12 protein-coding genes are annotated in these 17,192 nt (G+C 65.3%); 2 read left to right on the top strand and 10 right to left on the bottom strand.

The features are described 5' to 3' along the window. The first annotated feature begins 97 nt into the window (after nucleotides 1-97). Nucleotides 98-2,245 (top strand): methyl-accepting chemotaxis protein, encoded by a 2,148-nt coding sequence (locus tag ACI3K3_RS21205; RefSeq protein WP_404917330.1) that lies wholly within the window; start codon nucleotides 98-100, stop codon nucleotides 2,243-2,245. 86 nt (nucleotides 2,246-2,331) lie between these two features. Here ACI3K3_RS21205 and ACI3K3_RS21200 read toward each other — a convergent pair whose 3' ends face one another. The 6 genes from ACI3K3_RS21200 to ACI3K3_RS21175 form a co-directional block, all read right to left on the bottom strand. After that, nucleotides 2,332-3,771, bottom strand: coding sequence for a TolC family protein (locus tag ACI3K3_RS21200; RefSeq protein WP_404917328.1), 1,440 nt, complete (start codon nucleotides 3,769-3,771; stop codon nucleotides 2,332-2,334). Next, entirely contained in the window at nucleotides 3,761-4,852 is a 1,092-nt protein-coding gene (locus tag ACI3K3_RS21195; protein WP_404917326.1) for an HlyD family secretion protein, read from the bottom strand. The genes ACI3K3_RS21200 and ACI3K3_RS21195 overlap by 11 nt, the downstream gene beginning before the upstream one ends. After that, complete coding sequence (locus ACI3K3_RS21190) at nucleotides 4,836-6,560, bottom strand: ABC transporter transmembrane domain-containing protein (RefSeq protein WP_404917324.1); 1,725 nt, start codon at nucleotides 6,558-6,560, stop codon at nucleotides 4,836-4,838. The genes ACI3K3_RS21195 and ACI3K3_RS21190 overlap by 17 nt, the downstream gene beginning before the upstream one ends. A gap of 184 nt (nucleotides 6,561-6,744) precedes the next feature. Next, on the bottom strand, nucleotides 6,745-8,148 hold the full coding sequence (phoA, locus tag ACI3K3_RS21185) for an alkaline phosphatase (RefSeq protein ID WP_404917322.1): 1,404 nt from the start codon (nucleotides 8,146-8,148) through the stop codon (nucleotides 6,745-6,747). Nucleotides 8,149-8,218: 70 nt separating this feature from the next. Beyond that, the gene (locus tag ACI3K3_RS21180) at nucleotides 8,219-9,007 is read right to left on the bottom strand and encodes an endonuclease/exonuclease/phosphatase family protein (protein WP_404917320.1); all 789 of its coding nucleotides are present in this window, start codon (nucleotides 9,005-9,007) and stop codon (nucleotides 8,219-8,221) included. A 185-nt stretch (nucleotides 9,008-9,192) separates the two neighbouring features. Next, complete coding sequence (locus ACI3K3_RS21175) at nucleotides 9,193-11,961, bottom strand: TonB-dependent receptor (protein ID WP_404917318.1); 2,769 nt, start codon at nucleotides 11,959-11,961, stop codon at nucleotides 9,193-9,195. 341 nt (nucleotides 11,962-12,302) lie between these two features. Here ACI3K3_RS21175 and ACI3K3_RS21170 point away from each other — a divergent pair, with 341 nt between their 5' ends. Beyond that, nucleotides 12,303-14,456 (top strand): hypothetical protein, encoded by a 2,154-nt coding sequence (locus ACI3K3_RS21170; RefSeq protein WP_404917316.1) that lies wholly within the window; start codon nucleotides 12,303-12,305, stop codon nucleotides 14,454-14,456. 54 nt (nucleotides 14,457-14,510) lie between these two features. Here ACI3K3_RS21170 and ACI3K3_RS21165 read toward each other — a convergent pair whose 3' ends face one another. The 4 genes from ACI3K3_RS21165 to kdpC all read right to left on the bottom strand — a co-directional run bounded on the left by ACI3K3_RS21165 (nucleotide 14,511) and on the right by kdpC (nucleotide 17,187). Beyond that, the gene (locus tag ACI3K3_RS21165) at nucleotides 14,511-15,332 is read right to left on the bottom strand and encodes a TorF family putative porin (protein ID WP_404917314.1); all 822 of its coding nucleotides are present in this window, start codon (nucleotides 15,330-15,332) and stop codon (nucleotides 14,511-14,513) included. Nucleotides 15,333-15,440: 108 nt separating this feature from the next. Further along, a complete protein-coding gene (locus tag ACI3K3_RS21160; protein ID WP_404917312.1) occupies nucleotides 15,441-15,731 on the bottom strand; it encodes a hypothetical protein in 291 nt (96 codons plus the stop codon). A 127-nt stretch (nucleotides 15,732-15,858) separates the two neighbouring features. Beyond that, entirely contained in the window at nucleotides 15,859-16,557 is a 699-nt protein-coding gene (locus ACI3K3_RS21155) for a response regulator (RefSeq protein WP_404917310.1), read from the bottom strand. Between the two features lie 39 nt (nucleotides 16,558-16,596). Beyond that, a complete protein-coding gene (kdpC, locus tag ACI3K3_RS21150) occupies nucleotides 16,597-17,187 on the bottom strand; it encodes a potassium-transporting ATPase subunit KdpC (RefSeq protein WP_404917308.1) in 591 nt (196 codons plus the stop codon). Between the last annotated feature and the right edge of the window lie 5 nt (nucleotides 17,188-17,192).

Genomic DNA, 17,192 nt, shown 5'->3' with positions numbered 1-17,192 from the left:
TCCCCCCATTGGCCTTCCCCCCATCGGCCTTCGCCCTCCTCTCGGCGCATGTCGCCGTTCGCCCGGCGGCCGTCCAAATCATTCCAGGAGCTGGAAAATGAGAGATGTGTTCAACCGCATGCACATTGCGGGCAAGCTGATGACGGTCGCAGGTCTGGCCATCGCCGTCCTGCTCCTCATCGGCTTCACGGCCGTCGTCGTCGAAACGCAGTCCGCCGTGGGTGCACTTTCGGATCAATCCGCGCTTGCCCAGGCCGATGCCGAGGGCAACCAGGTGAAGAAGGATATCGCCACGTTCGAGGCGACCGCGCGCACGCTCGGCTCCACCATAAGCAATCTCCACGCCGCCGGCACGCGGGATCGCAGCACGGCCACGAATGTGCTTAGGACTGACCTGCTCGCGAACAAGGTTGCGCTGGGCGCCTGGACCATGATCGCGCCGAACCAGTGGGACGGACCGGACGCCGGCAAGTCCGGCCTGCCGGGAACCAGCAAGGACGGCAATTTCCGTCCCTATTGGGTCAAGAACAACGGCACCCTAGCCCAGATTCCGAACAATGAAGCCGAAGGCTACAACAAGCCATTCTTCCGCAAATCGTTCGAGAGCGGCGATGGCGCGATCCTCGATCCCTACCTGTTCGATGCAGGCGGGCGGACCGTGCTGATGACCTCGATCACCCAGCCGTTGAAGTCGGGTGGCCGCGTGATCGGCGTTTCCGGCCTCGACATGGAACTGGGCAGCATTTCCGAGCGTCTGGCGAAGCTCAAGCCGTTCGGTGACGGGCGCGTCATGCTGCTGTCCTCGGCGGCGATGTGGGTGGCCAATCCCGATGCCGCCAAGCTCGGCAAGCTCTACGCCGATCCGGGGCTGGACGACGTGAAGGCCGCGATCGCCAATGGCGAGACGCGGGTGCTGAGCGACATCGACATCGACGGCGTGGCCACCCGCCGCGTGATCCGTCCCATCGCGTTCGAAGGACTGAACACTACCTGGGCTCTGGTGCTGGACGTGCCCGAGGCGACCATTGCCGCGCCCGCGCGCAGGATGGCCTGGCAACTCGTGATCGGTGGCATGGTCATCGTCGCCGCCGTCCTCGCCAGCCTGTTCTACGCTGCCGGCGGCATCATCGGCCGTCCCATGGCGAAGCTGAGCGGCGCCGTCGATCGTCTCGCCAAGGGCGATGACTGCGCGATCCCCGAACTCGGCCGCCAGGACGAGATCGGCACGATGGCCCGCGCTGCCGACGTGTTCCGTCAGGCCGCCGCCGACCGCGCCGAGGCCGATCACCGCGCCACCGAGGAACAGAAGATCGTCACCGGCGCCGTCGGTTCGGGCCTCGACGCCTTGCGCCAGGGCGACCTTACGCGCGAGATCGAGGTGGCGTTCCCGGCGGGCTACGTCGCGCTCAAGGACAACTTCAACGCCGCGCTTTCCGAACTGCGCCGCATGATCGGCGCCGTCGCCAGCAGCGCCGGCGGCATCCAGACTGGTTCGGCGGAAATCGCCCAGGCATCCGAGGATCTCGCCCGCCGCACTGAGGCCAATGCCGCCAGCCTGGAAGAGACGTCGGCGGCGCTCGTGCAGATCGACCAGCGGCTCAAGGCTTCGGCCGTGGCCTCCTCGCAGACGGTGCGCCGGGCCGACGAGGCGCTCTCCACCGTCTCCGGCGGCCGCGAGATCGCCGACGAGGCGGTCCAGGCGATGGGCCGCGTCTCCGAGAGCGCCAAGGGCATCGACTCGGTGATCGAGGGGCTCGACAAGATCGCCTTCCAGACCCGCGTCCTCGCCATGAACGCCGCCGTCGAGGCGGGCCGTGCGGGCGATGCGGGACGTGGTTTCGCGGTCGTGGCCGATCTCGTCTCGGCGCTGGCCATGCGCTCGGAAGAAGAAGCCAAGCGCGCCCGCGAGCAGCTCACCGCCACCCAGACCGACATCGGCACCGCCGTGCAGGCCGTGCAGCGCGTCGACGGTGCGTTCGAGAACATCTCGGGCGACGTGACCGAAGTGCACGCTTTGCTCGGCCAGATGGCGCAGGACAACCAGGCCCAGTCCACCGCGATCACCCAGATCAGCGTGGCCGTCTCCACCATGGACCATTCCACCCAGCAGAACGCCGCGATGGTGGAGGAAACCTCCGCCGCCGCCCGCAATCTCACCACCGAGGCCGGCGCCCTCAACGACCAGGCCGCCCGCTTCGATACCGGCACGCAAAACCGCGCTCTCAGGCTCGCTTCGGCAGCCTGACGACACTCCGCGCTCAAGAAAACCCGCCATTCGCGATAGTCTCGCGAATGGCGGGTTTTCGCTTATCTGGGCAACGCGTTGTCGGCTTATGGCAATCCCAGCGCGGCGGCGTTTCCGGAAGCCGCCGCCAGGTCCGCGCTTGCCGCCAGCCGCTTCAGCCGCCCGTCCAGAAGGTTGAGCGCGACGCTGGCCGCCGATTCCTCGCGCGTGTTGACGAGGAACAGGTCGCTGGCGCCCATCTCGAACCGCCGCCGCTCCGCCACGGCCATGGCATCGGCGCGCTGACGTTCCTGCTCGGTCAGGGAAATGATCTGCGCGGCCGCGTCGAAAGCGATCGCGATACCATCCACTTCGGCGCGGATCTGCTCGTCCAGCCAGCGCGCGCGCGTGCGACTGGCATCGAGTTCCGCCTGCGTCTGCATCAGCTTCCCCCGCGCGCTGCGCTGTTCGAGCGGCACGGAGAACTTCACTCCGAAGCGCACATCGTTGCCGCTGCGCGAGGCGCCGCCGGGGCCGATGTCACCGATGTCGCGCGCTACTTCCATGTTGAGGTCGAGACGCGGCAACAGCGCATTCCGGTCGAGCGCCAGCCGGTCCTGCACCAGTCGCGCCTTCAGTTCGGCCACGAGCAGGTCCGGTCGCTCCACATCCAGCGGCACCGAGGTGACCACGGGGTCCGGAAGCGCGGTCGGCAACTGATCGCGTCGGGGGATCGTGGGTGTGCCGTCCCCATCGCGCCAGTAAAGCGAGAGGGTGTTGGCGGCCGAGGCCATCGCCTGCTCGGACTGGACGACCATGGCCTGGCGGCGCAGCACCATCTGGTCGTTCTCCGTCAGCACGATACGCGGGCGCAACCCGGCCTGATAGGCGCGTTGCAGCCCCCGCTGCCGTGCCTCCGCCAGATCGAGAAGGTGGCGATAGATCTTCAGTCGTTCCCCGGTCGCGACCCAGTTCAGATAGGCATCGACCGCCTTTCGCTGCACGCCGATCGCCACCATCTGGCGCTCGGCATCGGCCACGGCGCGATCCGCGTCCGCCGTGACGCGGCCGAAGCGACGATCGTCGATCATCCGGTCCCGCAGCAGCGAGAACACCGCGCCGGCCCGGATCTCACCGAACTCGTTGGTGTATTTCTTGTCCTCGTAGACCGGAAAGCGGCCGCTCGATACGCGATAGCCGCCGTAGAGCTGCCCGCCCCAGTTCTCCAGCGGGCGTGCCACCTGGGTGTCGGCGTAAGTGCCGCCATAGTAGCCGATCAGCCGCGATCCGCCCTCTGCGGAAAAGACCGTATCGAAGGCGCCTTCCGCCGTCAGCCGCCTGCCGTCGGCGGCGCGGGTACGGGCGAGCGCCTCGATGATCTGCGGCGATTGCCGGGCGGAATTGGCAAGCAGGTCTTCCAGCTCCAGTACCGGCGCATCCACCGGCGCGAGGCGCGGCAAAGGCGCGATCTGCTGGGCGAGTGCCGTTGCCGACATCGTACATAGCCCTGCCGCCAGCAGCCAGACCGAAAGGCGTCTACTTGGCATTGCCGCCTTCCTTCTCGGCCGAGCCGCCCTTGGCGCTCGCTCCGGCACCGCCCGAGTAAGTAGCCGTATCCAGCGCGCTCACCGGATATTGCAGCGGGAAGTCGTTGAGCAGGCGCCAGAGTTCATAGCCGCTCGATACGGTGTCCATCATCACCCAGCCGCGCACTTTGGCGCCCAGGCGCACGAAAGGCTCCTTCGGCCAGGATCGCGCGCCCGTCTTCTGCTCCACCAGCACGCGGAACAGCCCGTTGGCCGAGGCGGAGACATCGATCGCCCGCACCTGCCCGTCGAACATGCCGACGGCGACCGAGGGCCAGCCGCTGAACTGGATCGCCGGCCAGCCTTCGAATTCCAGCCGCACCGGGCGGCCCGGATGGATCAGCGGAACGTCCCGCCCATCGACGTAGAGTTCGACGACGCGCACCGCCTGCTCGGGCGCGAACGTGGCGATCACGTCGCCCTCCTTGACCATCGTCGCGCTGTCGCCGCCCAGGATGCGCAGGATGCGGCCGTCGCGCGGGGCATGGATCATCTGCACCGACTGGCGATTGATGTTGATGTCCAGCCGGTTGCGGTCCGCCAGGCTCTTGGCCACCTTGGCACCGTAGTCAGCAACCTTGATCTGCGCGAGTTCGAGATCGCGGCGCGGCGCCAGCCCTTCGCCGTAGAGCTGCTCCATGCGTCCCACGTCGCGCCGGGCGACTTCCATCGCCTGCCGGGTGGCGGCGATTTCGGCATCGACCTGCGCGCGTTCGGCCTGAAGCCGCGCGATGAGGTTGGGATCGTTGTCGGTGATGTGGGCGATCCTGTCGCCCTTCTTCACCAGCTCGCCATCGGTGACATACCATTCCTCGACCCGGCCGGGGACGAGCGCGGTGATGTTCTGCACGCGGTCGCGCGGGTCCAGCGCGATGACCGAGCCGGTGCCGGTGGAGGTCTGTACCCAGGGCACCAGCAGCAGGAACGCCACCGCCGCAACCATCGCAACCAGGAGCATCCAGCCCAGCACCCGCGCCGGGCGCGGCGGACGCAGGCTCTGGAGCGTCTTGAAATGGACGATGTGGTCATCGCGAAAGGGCATGGAGACCTCCCTTCGCGGCATTGCGAGCGGCGGCGAAGGCCGCGCGGTCCTGGGTCAGCAATTGGGAATCCCGTCCAAGCCACAGCATATGGTCGAAATCGAAGGCATCGGGGCGGCAGGTGAAGACGATGATGGTCGTTTCCCTGTCGTCCAGCCGCTTCAGCGCGGGGCGAAGTTCCTCCACCGGCACCATGTCGAACAGGCCCGAGAGAATGAGCACACGCGGACGGGCCAGCAGGGCCCCCGCGAGCTTGAGGCGCATCGTTTCCGCCCGCGTCAGGGGCCAGCCGGTCGAAGACAGCAGGCAATCCATGCCGCCTTCGAGGGTGACGATCCGATTGCCAAGCCCCACGTCATCTAGGACGTCCAGCACTTCGGCGGGATCGGCCTGCGGATTTGCAAGGCGCAGGTAATCGCGGATCGTGATCTCGACGATGTCGGGCCGGTCGAGCACGATCACGTCGCTGCGCAGGCGATAGATGTTGAGCGCGGCGATATCCGCGCCGCCCAGGCTGATCAGGCCCTCGTCGGCGCGGTAATGGCGTTTGAGCAGGCGGCTGAGCAGACGGTCCACCCCCGGATCGCTCGCGGCCACGGCGTGCGTGCCGGCGGGAATGTCGAGGTCAAACCGCGCGCTGCCGCCGCCCACCGCAATCGCGACGCGCCGCAGGGACAGGGCTCCGTTGCGCGGCCGGGCATCGCCTTCACCGCGCGATGCGAGTTCCTCCACGGGAATGGCGTGGAACAGCGAAAGCTCCTCGACCGCCGCCACAAGGTCGTAGAAAGTATCGAGGTAGGGGCCGAGCTGCGCGGCGCCGTAGAACACGCTCGACAGGATCAGCTCCGCCGCAACGAGCTGGCCGATGGAAAGCTGGCCGCGAATGACCAGCCAGCCGCCCAGTGCCAGCAGCGCCGCGCTCGCCAGCGCGTAGAGCAGCAACAGCGCCACGCTCTGCGGGAAAGTCGCGCGGAAATGCTGGCTATGCGCATCGACATAGGCGGCCGTGCGCATCTCCGACATGTCCATGGCATAGTCGAGATGGCGGCTCGACTTGTAGAAACCGTTGGAGGCGCCCACGCTCTCCAGCCAATGTGCGGTCTCGTACTTGCGATGACTGAGCGCCACGCCCGTCTCCATCGCGCTGCGCGCCCAGATTTTCCAGATCAACCAGACGGCCAGGACGAAGAGCAGGTTGAAGGCCAGGAAGACCGGGTGGTAGAACGAGGTGACGATGAAGCCGATCATCGCCTGGAAGAAGATCGTGAAGCCGCCGATCAGCAGCGAGGGAACGGCCTTCTGGACATTCGCCACTTCGAAGAAGCGGTTGAACAGGTCGCTGCGACGCTCGTCCTGGAAGAACGGGTTCTGGGCATGGACGGCCTGAAGCGTGATCTCGGCCACCGAGCGGGCGAACAAGCGGCGGCGAAAAATCTCCATCACATAGCTGCGGAGCGCACCGAGCAGCGACCATAGCGCCAGAAGGCCGAACAGCACGGCAGCCAACGTGAACAGCGGCACCGGCAAGGCGGTGTTCGCCACCGAGTTGATCAGCATCTGCACGGAAATCGGCGTGGCGAGCGACAGCAGACCGATCGCCGCGCCGTAGATTATCGCCATCGTCATGAAAGCGCGATCGGGCGCAAGCACGCCCCGCGCCCAGTTCATGAAAGTGCCCCAGTCTATCCGTTCCTGCGGACCGGCTGCCATCGATGCTTCTTCCTCTTCGACGGAAGCCGCTCAAGGCCCCGTAATGCGACGGGGGCCTCTATCGTCTGAAGAGTTGGGCTGAATGTATTGCGTGTTAAATTGCATGTCTCCGCACAGGCACGCTCACGCGCGCGGCCTGCGTCGGGCTGGAGCGGATCGCGGCCGATCCGCTCCCTCACCCGCGTCAGTCGAGACCCAGAGCGCCGCGCACGATGTAGTGCAGGTCCGTTTGGTCTATCAGGCCGGCGACGTTGCCCGCGCCCGGACCGTAAGCGGCGATGCGAAGCTGGGTGCCGGTATGCCCCATCGCGCCCTCTTCGGCCGTGCCGTAGTTCACGGTCATCACCGCGCCGTCATTGGTGACGAGTGCCTTGGTGAGGCCCGGCGCCTTCGATCCGTTACCGATGATCTGGCTGGTATGGGCATGGTCGGCGGTGACGATCACCAGCGTGTCGCCGTGCTGGCGGGCATATTCGAGCGCGACCTGCACCGCCTCGTCGAGGTCCACCGTCTCGCCGATCTGGCCGCAGGGGTTGGCGCCGTGGTTTTCCTTGTCGATCGAAGCGCCTTCCACCTGAAGGAAGAAGCCCTTGGGCTTGTCCTTCAGAAGCGCGATGGCCTTGCGGGTCATTGCGGCCAGCGTCGGCAGCGCGGCGGTGCGCTCGGGATTGGCCTCGCACTTGACCGGCGCCTGATCGATATTGCCGTGATAGCTAGCGCGCGGGCCACGCCAGCGCACCGGCATATTGCCCGGTGTGAACAGCCCGAGCAAGGGCGCCTCGGCGCTCACGGCCGTCACGGCTTCCATCCCCGCAGCGTCCCGTACCACGGTGAAGCCCCGCGCCTTGGCCTGCTGGAACAGCGTCTTGCCCTTCCACTTGCCCGCCCGCGCGGTTTCATCGAACGAAGAGGCACCGCCGCCGAGCGTCACGTCGGGACGAGCCGCCAGAAGCTGCTCGGCGATAGAACCTGCGCCGCCCGCTTCGAGGGCATTGATCGGGCAGAACTTCGCGGTCGCCTCCGGGCCAAAGCACCGGCGCTGGGTGACGTGGGCGTATTGCGCGGCCGGCGTCGCATCCTCGATATCGGCGGTGGACACATCACCCGTCGCCATGCCGGCCGCCTTGGCGCGCTCCAGCAGGGTCTGATGCGGCTTGCCCTTGATATCGACGCCGATGGCGCCGTTGTAGCTCTTCACGCCGCTGGCCCAGGCCGTGGCGGAAGCAGCGGAATCCGTAACGTAGTCAGGCAGGCCGGTTTCGCGATCCAGCGAATAATGCGTGTACTGGCCGGTCACGGGCAGCGCGTCGATGCCCTTGAAATAGCCACCCGCGCCTTCGGCATAGTTACGCGCCAGGGTGATTTCGGAATCCCCCATGCCGTCTCCGATCAGCAGGATCACGTTGCGTGCTTTCCCGCCGACGATTTGCTTGCGAAACGCCTCGGTGCGATCGCCGGAGATGCGCCGCGCCCCGCCTGCTTCCCTGACATCGCCCTTCGCCGCGCGCGAGAGATCGGAAGTATCCTGCGCAAGCGCCGGTTGCGCCGCCAGGGCCAGGGCGGCGACGAGGGAGAAGCGTGAGATCATGATGGTTCCTAAGGGAAGTTTCGAGGCGTCAGGGTGATGGGGATGTGCAGCTAGAGGCCTGGCATGACACCTATTTGACAGGCTCGCCCCCAACTATCGCGGCAGGATCGCTCGGCCAGGCGAGTTCTGCCAGGACCGGAAAGTGATCCGAGGGATAGCGGCCGCCGACCGACGTGTTGACGGTGGTCGTCCGCAAGGGGACGAGATTGCGCACGAGCACCCAATCGATGCGGGCGCCGGGGTTGCCGGTGAAATCGTGATAGGTGCCTTGCGGACCGCTGCGCTGCCCGGCTGCCTCATGTACGTCTGCCAGGCTCCGCGTGAGGATGGCGTGAGGCCGGGATTTCGGGGCGGTGTTGAAATCGCCGGTGAGGACGACCGGTATGTCGGCCGGCAAGCTCGCGATCCAAGCCTCGATCAGCACGGCGGACTTTTCGCGGGCACGTTCGTCTTCGTCGCGATGGGCGAAATGGGTGTCGAGCAGGTAGAAGCGGCGATGGTCGGACTTGCGCTCGAATAGCGCCCAGTTGACCATGCGCGGCAGCGTCTCCCCCCATGTCGCGCGGCCTGCTTGCGTGGGCGTGGCGGAAAGCCAGAATTCGCCCTGCTGAAGCACGGCCATTCGATCGGCACGGTAGAAAATGCCCATGTGCTCGTCGCCATGCCCGCCGCGCCGGTCCACGCCGAACCATCGGTATTCCGGCAGCGCGGAAACCAGATCGTCGCCCTGCTCGCGAAACAGTTCCTGCGTGCCGATCACGTCGGGATCGGCCTTGGCGACCGTCTGGACGAGGATCGACCGGCGATGCGGCCACGCATTCTCGCCGTCGTCCGCCGGATAGCGCACGTTAAAGGTCATAACCCGCAAGGGCAGGTTATCGCCCGCCAAGGCTGGAAAGGAACCGAAGCAGGCGCAGAGGGTCAGCAGGAGCGACAGAAATGGACGACAGGACATAGTGAGACTTTCGCGAACCTGAAACGGACGGAAGATCGTTCCCTCGTCCCGCATGGCTGCGGAACGAGGGAACAGGACTTAACCGCCCCTTAGAACTTAACCGTCGCGCTGACCTGATAGACGCTGCCGGTCTTCAGGTATCCGCCGTTGCGGTCGTTGGAGATGTACTTCTTGGACTTACCTACCGTCGTCCAGTAGGCGTGCTGGTTGAGGACATTGCGCGCCGATACGCCGATCTCCACCGCATCGCTCAATTCATAAGCCGCGCCCAGATCCAGCGAGCCCATCGGCTGGATGTAGATATCCGGGTCGGAACTCTGCACCGTCGCCAGGATCCGTCCGGTATGGTGATAGTTCACGTTGGCCCGGAATCGGCCGCCGGTGTAGAACACATTGGCGTTGTAGATGAGGTCCGGCGCCTGCGGCAGGCTGGTGGTGCGAACATCGTCGTCAGACAGGGCGTACGTCGCCCGCGTCTTCTGCCAGGTAAGCGATCCGCCCACGCCGAAGCCGTCCAGGAACGAAACCTCGCTGCCGTGATAGGTGTAGCGGCCCGAGACTTCCACGCCCTTCGCACTACCGCCGCGACCGTTCTGCGGCATCAGGGTCGTGACCGTCGATCCGGTGGATTCTACATAGTTCTGCCCGGCCGTGGGTACGATGATGTTGCGCAGCTTCTTGTAGTAGAGCGCGACCTGAAGATATTGGCCGACATCGCCGTAATACTCGAAGCCCAGGTCGAAGTTCCAGGCCGTCGTCGGCTTGAGGTCGGGATTAGGCTTGGTAATATACTCCAGCTCATCCGTCGTGTCGTTGAACGAATAGGTCGCGGGGCCGGCAAGGTCATTGAAGCCGGGGCGCGCATAGCTGGACCGGACCGATCCGCGCACCACCACGCTGTCGCTGGGGCGGTAGGCCAGCAGCAGGCTGGGATCGACGCGATCGTACTCGCGAGAGGACGAGACGAAACCGCCGCTGCCCCCGGCCGTGCTGGAGCCTTCGAAGTAGCTCGCCGCAAAGCGGTTCGCTTCGTAGCGGACGCCCGGCAGGGCTTCGAAATCGCCGGCCTGGAAACGGGCGTTGGCATAGACCGCCGCGCGGCGTTCCTTGCTGTCGGTGACGCCCTGATCGAGCGTTTCCTGCGAGACCGTGCTCGCGGTGCCACCGGCGGAATCCACGTATTGCGCCACCTGCTCCTCGATCGCGGAGCGCGAGACGATGCGGATCGGCCGGACGGGATAGGCGCCGATGAAGTCTTTCAGCGTATATCCGGGCAACTCGGAAACCGGAAGACCGGCGACATCGCGCTGGTCGAATGGCCGCGAGAACACGTAGCGGGTGTTGTCGGGCGCAAGTTCGCGGCCTTCGCGATGCGAGTCCTCGTAGAGTCCGCCGATCTCGAAGGAGCGGAACACACCGCCGTCGCTGTCCCAGTGAAGATTGCCGCGGAGAGTCTTCTTCCGTTCGGAATCGAAGCTCCAGCCCTTCTGGACGTAATACTGCCCCGGCGTGTCCAGCGAGGACACGTAGGCGGTCGCCTCTGGCGACATGACGGCTTGTGGCGCGCGCGGATTGGAGAGGTCCACCGTCACGCCCGAAGCGCCGTATCCCACCCCGCGCCAGGCCGCCTCGATGCGGTTCGGCTGGTTGTAAGCGCCATAGGCATAGGCGCCTTCGAGCGAGGCGACGAAGCCGCCGCCCAGATCGAACTCGCCGCCAAGCTGGGTGGAGAACAGCTTCTGGTCGGTGTCCTCTGTGCGGAAGTAGCCCGCCGGATTGACGCCGGTTCCCACGAAGACGCCGGCCGCATTGTAGCTGCCGCTGCCGCCGGTGGCCACATTGGGATTGGGCTGGCTCGTGCCGTCGACGTTACTGGTCAGCTCGCTGCGCAGCCCGGTCTGGTTCATCGTGTTGGTATTCTTGTAGCGTGCGTAGTTCATACGCAGGTACGTCTTGATACCGTCGCCATGGTAATCGAACGAGCCGGTGGCGCCGTAGCGCTCTACCTTGTTGGTGAAGGCGTTCCATTGCAGGCCCTGCGCGGACAGGGCGTCATAGTTGTCGCGCGTGGAACCCACGTTCCGGTTGGTCGTCACATAGCCGCTCTGCGCGGCGATGGACTCCGCGGTATTCGAGCGCTTCTCGTAATAACCGGCAAGATAGATCCCGAACTGGTCGCCGGCGCCGAACTTGCGCGCGGTGTCCACACCGATCGCACCGCCCAGGCTGGGCTGGTGGGAATCCGCCGCCATGGCCGCAAGCTGGCCCAGAGCGCGAACGCGGGTGAAGCCGCTGGTGAAATCGAAGGCGGTGGGCGTGTGCAGATCGATGGCGCCGGCGATCGAGTCCGAATCCTTGTCGGCGCCGGGCGTCTTGTCGGCCGAGATATTGCCGATCGCGAAAGGCGAGAACAGGTTGAGCGAGATCGCGCGGGAATCTCCCGCGACTTGCGGGAGCCGCAGGCCGTCGAGCGTATAGGCATTGAAGCTGGTGTCGAAGCCGCGAACCGTCACGAACTGCGCTTCGCCGACTGCCGTCTGGTTGGCGCCCTGGTCGTAGCTGGTCGAAATGCCGGGCAGAGCGCGGGCGATGTCGGCGATGCCGGTGTTCGAACTGGTGGCAATGTCCCCGGTCGTCAGGATGTCGACCGTCCCGATCGCATTGCGCTCCATTTCGAGCGCGGTCCGATCGATGTGGCCGTTGACAATGATGTCTGACGTCAGCGTGTCTTCGGCGGAATTGGCGTTGGCAGTGGCGCTCTCGGGCGCCTCCGCGGCCCAGGCTTCACCATGCAGCGACAATGCCGCCAGACTGCAACCGAACATGAAGCGCAGCGTGCGGCTTCCCAGAAAATGCATGTGGACCCTTTTTCGTAGTTGCGCGGTACGTCGCGGAACGGGGCCACTAGGAGCGGTATATGTCGAAACCGTGCGACTTTTCGTACAGTTCCGTGACAATGTGCACACAACTGTTTGGATAGGACGCTGATGCTGGGCCGGAGCGCCGCGCATGCCATTTCTGCATCTCGACTTGCGTCTATGCGCATTCAACCGTCCGGCTCGTATCGCTCGCGCGGATTCGTTTGGCATCCCAGCCCTGCCGGAAGACAACCGCGATCGAAGCTGGCATCCCTGCCGTCAGCGTACGGCGATGCGCGAACAGGCACTGCATGCCGCAAGTGCGTGGCCAGGGAGAGGGCATGAAAAGAACTGTCGGTAACGTGCGGCACCCTGCACTGATCGGAACTCTTGCCGCCGCGAGCGCCCTGCTGCTGCCGGCAATGCTCCAGGCCCAGGACGCCGCTGCCCCCGCCCCTGCTGCGTCACCCCCTTCTGCCGAGGCAACTGCAACCGTGCCCGACCCCTTGTTCACCCAGCCTTATATCGACCGTGACGAATGGCGGGATGCGCCGGTTCGCCATCGCTATGTCCATGGCGGCTTCAAGGGCACCGATACCCGGTTCTCGTTCTACCTGCCGCCCAAGGACAAGTACCAGGGCCGGTTCTTCCAGCACATCACGCCCGCGCCGGACAGCGAGAACCTGGCGCAGCGACCGACAACGCCCGAGAACGACAAGATCGCCTTCGCCATTTCCAGCGGTGCCTATTTCGTCGAAACCAACGGAGGCGGCCCGAAGGTCGCCGGGTTCGGCTCCAGCGAGCCCTCCATCGGCGCCTACCGCGCCAACGCCGCCGCAGCCCGTTACTCGCGCGTGGTGGCTCAGGAAATGTACGGCGGCAAGAGGCCGTTCGGCTATGCCTACGGCGGCAGCGGCGGCGGCTATCGCACCGTGGGCTCGATGGAAAACACACGCGGCGTCTGGGACGGCGCGGTGCCCTATGTGCTGGGCTCCAGCATGGCGATACCGAATTCCTTCACCGTCCGCATGCATGCCATGCGCATCCTTCAGGACCAGTTCCCCGCGATCGTCGATGCGATGGAGCCGGGTGGCAGCGGCGACCCATACAAGGAACTGACCGCCGAACAGGCAGACGCACTGCGCGAAGTCACCCGCATGGGCTTTCCGCTGCAATCATGGTTCGGCTGGCGAACGATGGGTATCCACGGGTTTGCCGCGCTCTACAGCGGCGTCGTCATGGCGGATCCGTCCTATTTCACCGACTTCTGGACCAAGCCGGGATATCTGGGCTTCGACGATCCCAAAAGCTTCGACGGGTACCGCCTGCAGCATGCCGACACCGTCGCCGCGCCGATCACCGCCGCCGAAGCGCAGCGGATGAAGCTGCATACCGGCGTGACGGACGGCAAGGCACAAGGCAACGTGGACGACAGCTTCGCCGCCCTGCAAGGCAAGGAAGCACAGAACGTGGTTGCCGTTCGCCTCACCGGCACGCCGCCGAAAGTGCAGTTCCTCGGCGGCGACCTGCTCGTGAAGTCCGGCGCCGCATCCGGAGCCCGGCTTACCGTCAGCAGGATAGAAGGGAACATCGCCGTACTCGGTATCGTCGACACGGCGGTGGCGGCGAAGCTGACAGCGGGCGATCAGGTGGTGGTGGACAATTCCAACTTCCTGGCCGCGCAGACCTATCACCGCCATCAGGTGCCCGGTCCCGAATTCAAGGTATGGGACCAGTTCCGAGACGCGACGGGCAAGCCACGCTATCCGCAACGTCCCATGTTGCTGGGTCCGATCTTCACGCAGGCGACAGCGGGCTCGGTGCCCAAGGGCACGTTCGAGGGCAAGGTGATCCTCGTGGAATCGCTGTGGGACCGGGAGGCCTATCCGTGGTCCGCAGACTGGTACCGCGCGCTGGTGAACAAGCACTTCGGCAACGCGGCCGACGATCACTTCCGCCTCTGGTACACCGATCACGCCCTTCATGGCGATTCCGATCAGGAAGATCCCAACCACACCGTCACTTATGTGCCGGTGCTTCATCAGGCGCTGAGAGATGTCGCAAGATGGGTCGAAACCGGGGTGGCGCCGCCGGCTTCCACCAACTACCGCTTCGACGACGGCCAGATCCGGGTACCCGACAGCGCAAGCGAGCGCCGTGGCATCCAGCCCGTCGTCAGCCTGAAGGTCAACGGCGGCGACCGCGTGGATATCCGGGCAGGCACCACGGTGAACTTCGTCGGCAAGATCGAGGTGCCGCCTGGGGCAGGCGCCATAGTGGCGGCACAGTGGGATATCGAAGGCACCGGCAAATTCACCCAGACATCCCCGGTCAAGGCCGGCGCCACTTCTGCCACGGTCACCGTTTCCCACCGCTTCACGCGGCCAGGAACCTACTACACGGCCCTGCGCGGGATCTCGCAACGCGATGGTGACGCGAGCACCCCGTTCGCCCGGATACAGAACCTCGGCCGTGTCCGCGTGGTGGTAAAATAGCCGCAGCCGTGAGGAGCCCGGCCGCCGCCATGGAAAGCCGGGCTCTTTCCGGTGTCAGAAAGCGGCCGTCAGAGAGGCAATGACCGCCGCGTCGGCAATGGAGCCGGTGCCGTCCTGGCCCTTGCTGAAGTTGGGCTGGAGACGCGCCGCGTCGGCGCCACCGATATCCGTATCGACGTAAGACAGGTTGAGAGTCAGATTGCGCCACGCGGCGTCCATGCCAATGGACCAGTCCCAGTAGTTCCCGGTAGGCGAAACGCTGGTGCCGTTGGGGCCAAGACCGGGATTTCCGCTGGAATGGCCGATATGCGCCTTGGCCGTCAGCGGCGTGCCCGCAATCGCGAGCGCGCCATCGCCCCACAAGTAGAGGTTGTCTTCCTTTTGCCCGCGGCTGTTGGGGGCGTTGGAAACGTTGGCCAGCGCATACTGTTTGGGCGCATAGGCAACGCCGGCCGTCAGGGTCGCCGGGCCGACGGTGCCCGAAAGCTTCGCATAGGGTTCCGCGAAATCGGTATCGTCGGCGCCGCCTGGGTACATGTACCAGGTCAGACCGACATCCAGCGTAGAGCCTTCACCCAGCCGGGCCTTGTATCCGCCGACCAGGTCCAGCTCCATGTTCGCGCCGCCGAACGTGCCCCAGCCGGAAAGGTTGGAAGCCCAGGCGCCCAGGTAAAGTCCGCTGTCATGGCTGGCGGTTATGCCACCCTGCACCGCCATGCCCTTGTCGGACTGCGAGACGCCGCGAAAGCGGTAGTCCGAAGCGATCGTGGCCGATCCGGACACAGTCACGGAACTTTGCGTCTCGGCTTCCTGGGCATGCGCGGCGAGCGGAGCGAAGCCGACGAAGAAGGCGGCAACGGTTACGATGGATTTCATGATTTCCTCTTGGATGGCCCGCTATCAGCGGAGCGATTCGAGGCCGTCCAAGTAGATCGGGAGAGCATTTGATATCGAGAGCGAGATATGGCCGATCGCATAGTGTTTTCATAACGCGGCGGTCTGCAACCCTTCGGCCACGGAAGTGCCATGCCAACGGCGCGGAATCTCCACCTGCCTGAAAAGCGCGGGGCCGACGAACAGCAAGGCGTTGCCGACAAGGACAAGCGTCACGACAGCGGCACACGCCCCCAGTTCGCCAAGGCTGGCCGGGCGGGGAGGATGCGCGTGAACCTCGACGTAGAGCGCCGAAACGAAGAGCCAGGCGCGCCACAAGGCTACAGCGCCGCTCAGGCGCAAGCAGAGCCGAGCCACCGGCCGTTCATGCCACTTGATCATAGTTACCTCCGAAAAAGGAGGCACGACAACTAAGCAGGGCTGCCTATCAATTCGAGAGCAGGATCGGCTCTACTACGTAGCAATTGCGTATGAATGGCTCGGCACGAAGGTTTAGAGGCCAAGGCTCTTACTCGTCGTCGGGAATGCGCAGTCGATAGCCGATGCCCACATCGTTGCTGATGATCCGAGGGCGCTGGGGATCAGTTTCCAGCTTCTGTCGCAAGCTTCGGATCAGCACGCGCAAGTATTCCACGTGACGCTCCGACTCGTGTGGCCAGACGTTCCTCATGATCTGATCGTGGGTGATCACCCGGCCGGGAAACTTCGCGAGCTGGGCAAGCACCGCGTATTCCTTGCGGGTCAGGTGGACCTCGTTTCCGGCCTTCGTGATCTTTCGATCGAGCAGATCGATCGAAAGATCACCCGCCGTCAGTGCCGGAACACCGCCGCCGCGCGTCGCCCTGTTGCGCAGCGCGACGCGCAGGCGGGCCAGCAGTTCGTCCGTATCGAACGGCTTGGTCAGGTAGTCGTCGGCCCCCAGGTCGAGGGCCGCGACTTTTTCTTCGGTTGCATCGCGCGCGGATACGACGATCAGCGTGGTCTCTGCGTTCTGCTTCAGCAGCGGCACCAGTTCCAGCCCGTCGCGATCCGGCAGGCCTAGATCGAGAAGCACGACCTCGGGCCGATCCTGCCGCATCCTCTCGAGCGCCTCTCGCGCGTTTTCCGCCTCCAGCGTGGCGTAGTCGGCCCGTGTCAGCGCCGTCTGGATCAGCCGACGGATATGCGGCTCGTCATCGACGATGAGAACCTTGTGGCGGATGTTCATGGAACTTCCTTGCTGGCGAAATGCGCGATGATCAATAGTCTAGAGAGCCGCCCTCGCGCCGATCGCGTCGAGACGGCGATTGAGTTCGAGCACGTTGACGCGCGGTTCGCCCAGGATGCCGAGCAGCGGCGTCTCTACGCTTTCCTCCACCAGCCCGCGGACGGAAGCGGGATCGAGGTTCCGCGCCAGCGCCACCCGATCCACCTGATAGAACGCGGCTTCCGGCGTGATGTCCGGATCCAGCCCCGAACCCGAGGCGGTGACCAGGTCGGCCGGCACGGCCCTGCCGGGCGCTGCCGCCCTCAAGCCCTCGACCTGCGTTCCGACGCGTTCTGCCAGTGCCCGCGATGTCGGGCCGAGGTTGGAACCCGACGAGGCCAGCCCGTCATAGCCCTGACCGGCGGCCGAGGGGCGGGTGTGGAAGTAGCGTTCCGAAGCGAAAGCCTGGCCGATCACGGTAGAGCCGATCACTCGGCCATTCTCTTCGATGAGGCTGCCGTTGGCCTGGCTCGGGAACAGCAACTGGCCAAGGCCGGTCACGGCTAGCGGATAGGCAAGGCCCAGCAGGAGCGCGAAAAGCACCGTCATGACCAGCGCGGGTCGAAACGAAGTGAGCAGATCCTTGTTCATTGTCC

The organism is Novosphingobium sp. ZW T3_23 (assembly GCF_044987305.1).
In the GTDB taxonomy this organism is placed as follows: Bacteria; Pseudomonadota; Alphaproteobacteria; order Sphingomonadales; family Sphingomonadaceae; genus Novosphingobium.
This window is presented reverse-complemented; position numbering and strand designations above follow the sequence as displayed.

Excerpts from the sequence above, each read along its gene's own strand:
- ACI3K3_RS21205 (WP_404917330.1), top strand. The coding sequence starts at position 98 with ATGAGAGATGTGTTCAACCGCATGCACATTGCGGGCAAGCTGATGACG.
- ACI3K3_RS21200 (WP_404917328.1), bottom strand. The coding sequence starts at position 3,771 with ATGCCAAGTAGACGCCTTTCGGTCTGGCTGCTGGCGGCAGGGCTATGT.
- ACI3K3_RS21195 (WP_404917326.1), bottom strand. The coding sequence starts at position 4,852 with ATGCCCTTTCGCGATGACCACATCGTCCATTTCAAGACGCTCCAGAGC.
- ACI3K3_RS21190 (WP_404917324.1), bottom strand. The coding sequence starts at position 6,560 with ATGGCAGCCGGTCCGCAGGAACGGATAGACTGGGGCACTTTCATGAAC.
- phoA (WP_404917322.1), bottom strand. The coding sequence starts at position 8,148 with ATGATCTCACGCTTCTCCCTCGTCGCCGCCCTGGCCCTGGCGGCGCAA.
- ACI3K3_RS21180 (WP_404917320.1), bottom strand. The coding sequence starts at position 9,007 with ATGACCTTTAACGTGCGCTATCCGGCGGACGACGGCGAGAATGCGTGG.
- ACI3K3_RS21175 (WP_404917318.1), bottom strand. The coding sequence starts at position 11,961 with ATGCATTTTCTGGGAAGCCGCACGCTGCGCTTCATGTTCGGTTGCAGT.
- ACI3K3_RS21170 (WP_404917316.1), top strand. The coding sequence starts at position 12,303 with ATGAAAAGAACTGTCGGTAACGTGCGGCACCCTGCACTGATCGGAACT.
- ACI3K3_RS21165 (WP_404917314.1), bottom strand. The coding sequence starts at position 15,332 with ATGAAATCCATCGTAACCGTTGCCGCCTTCTTCGTCGGCTTCGCTCCG.
- ACI3K3_RS21160 (WP_404917312.1), bottom strand. The coding sequence starts at position 15,731 with ATGATCAAGTGGCATGAACGGCCGGTGGCTCGGCTCTGCTTGCGCCTG.
- ACI3K3_RS21155 (WP_404917310.1), bottom strand. The coding sequence starts at position 16,557 with ATGAACATCCGCCACAAGGTTCTCATCGTCGATGACGAGCCGCATATC.
- kdpC (WP_404917308.1), bottom strand. The coding sequence starts at position 17,187 with ATGAACAAGGATCTGCTCACTTCGTTTCGACCCGCGCTGGTCATGACG.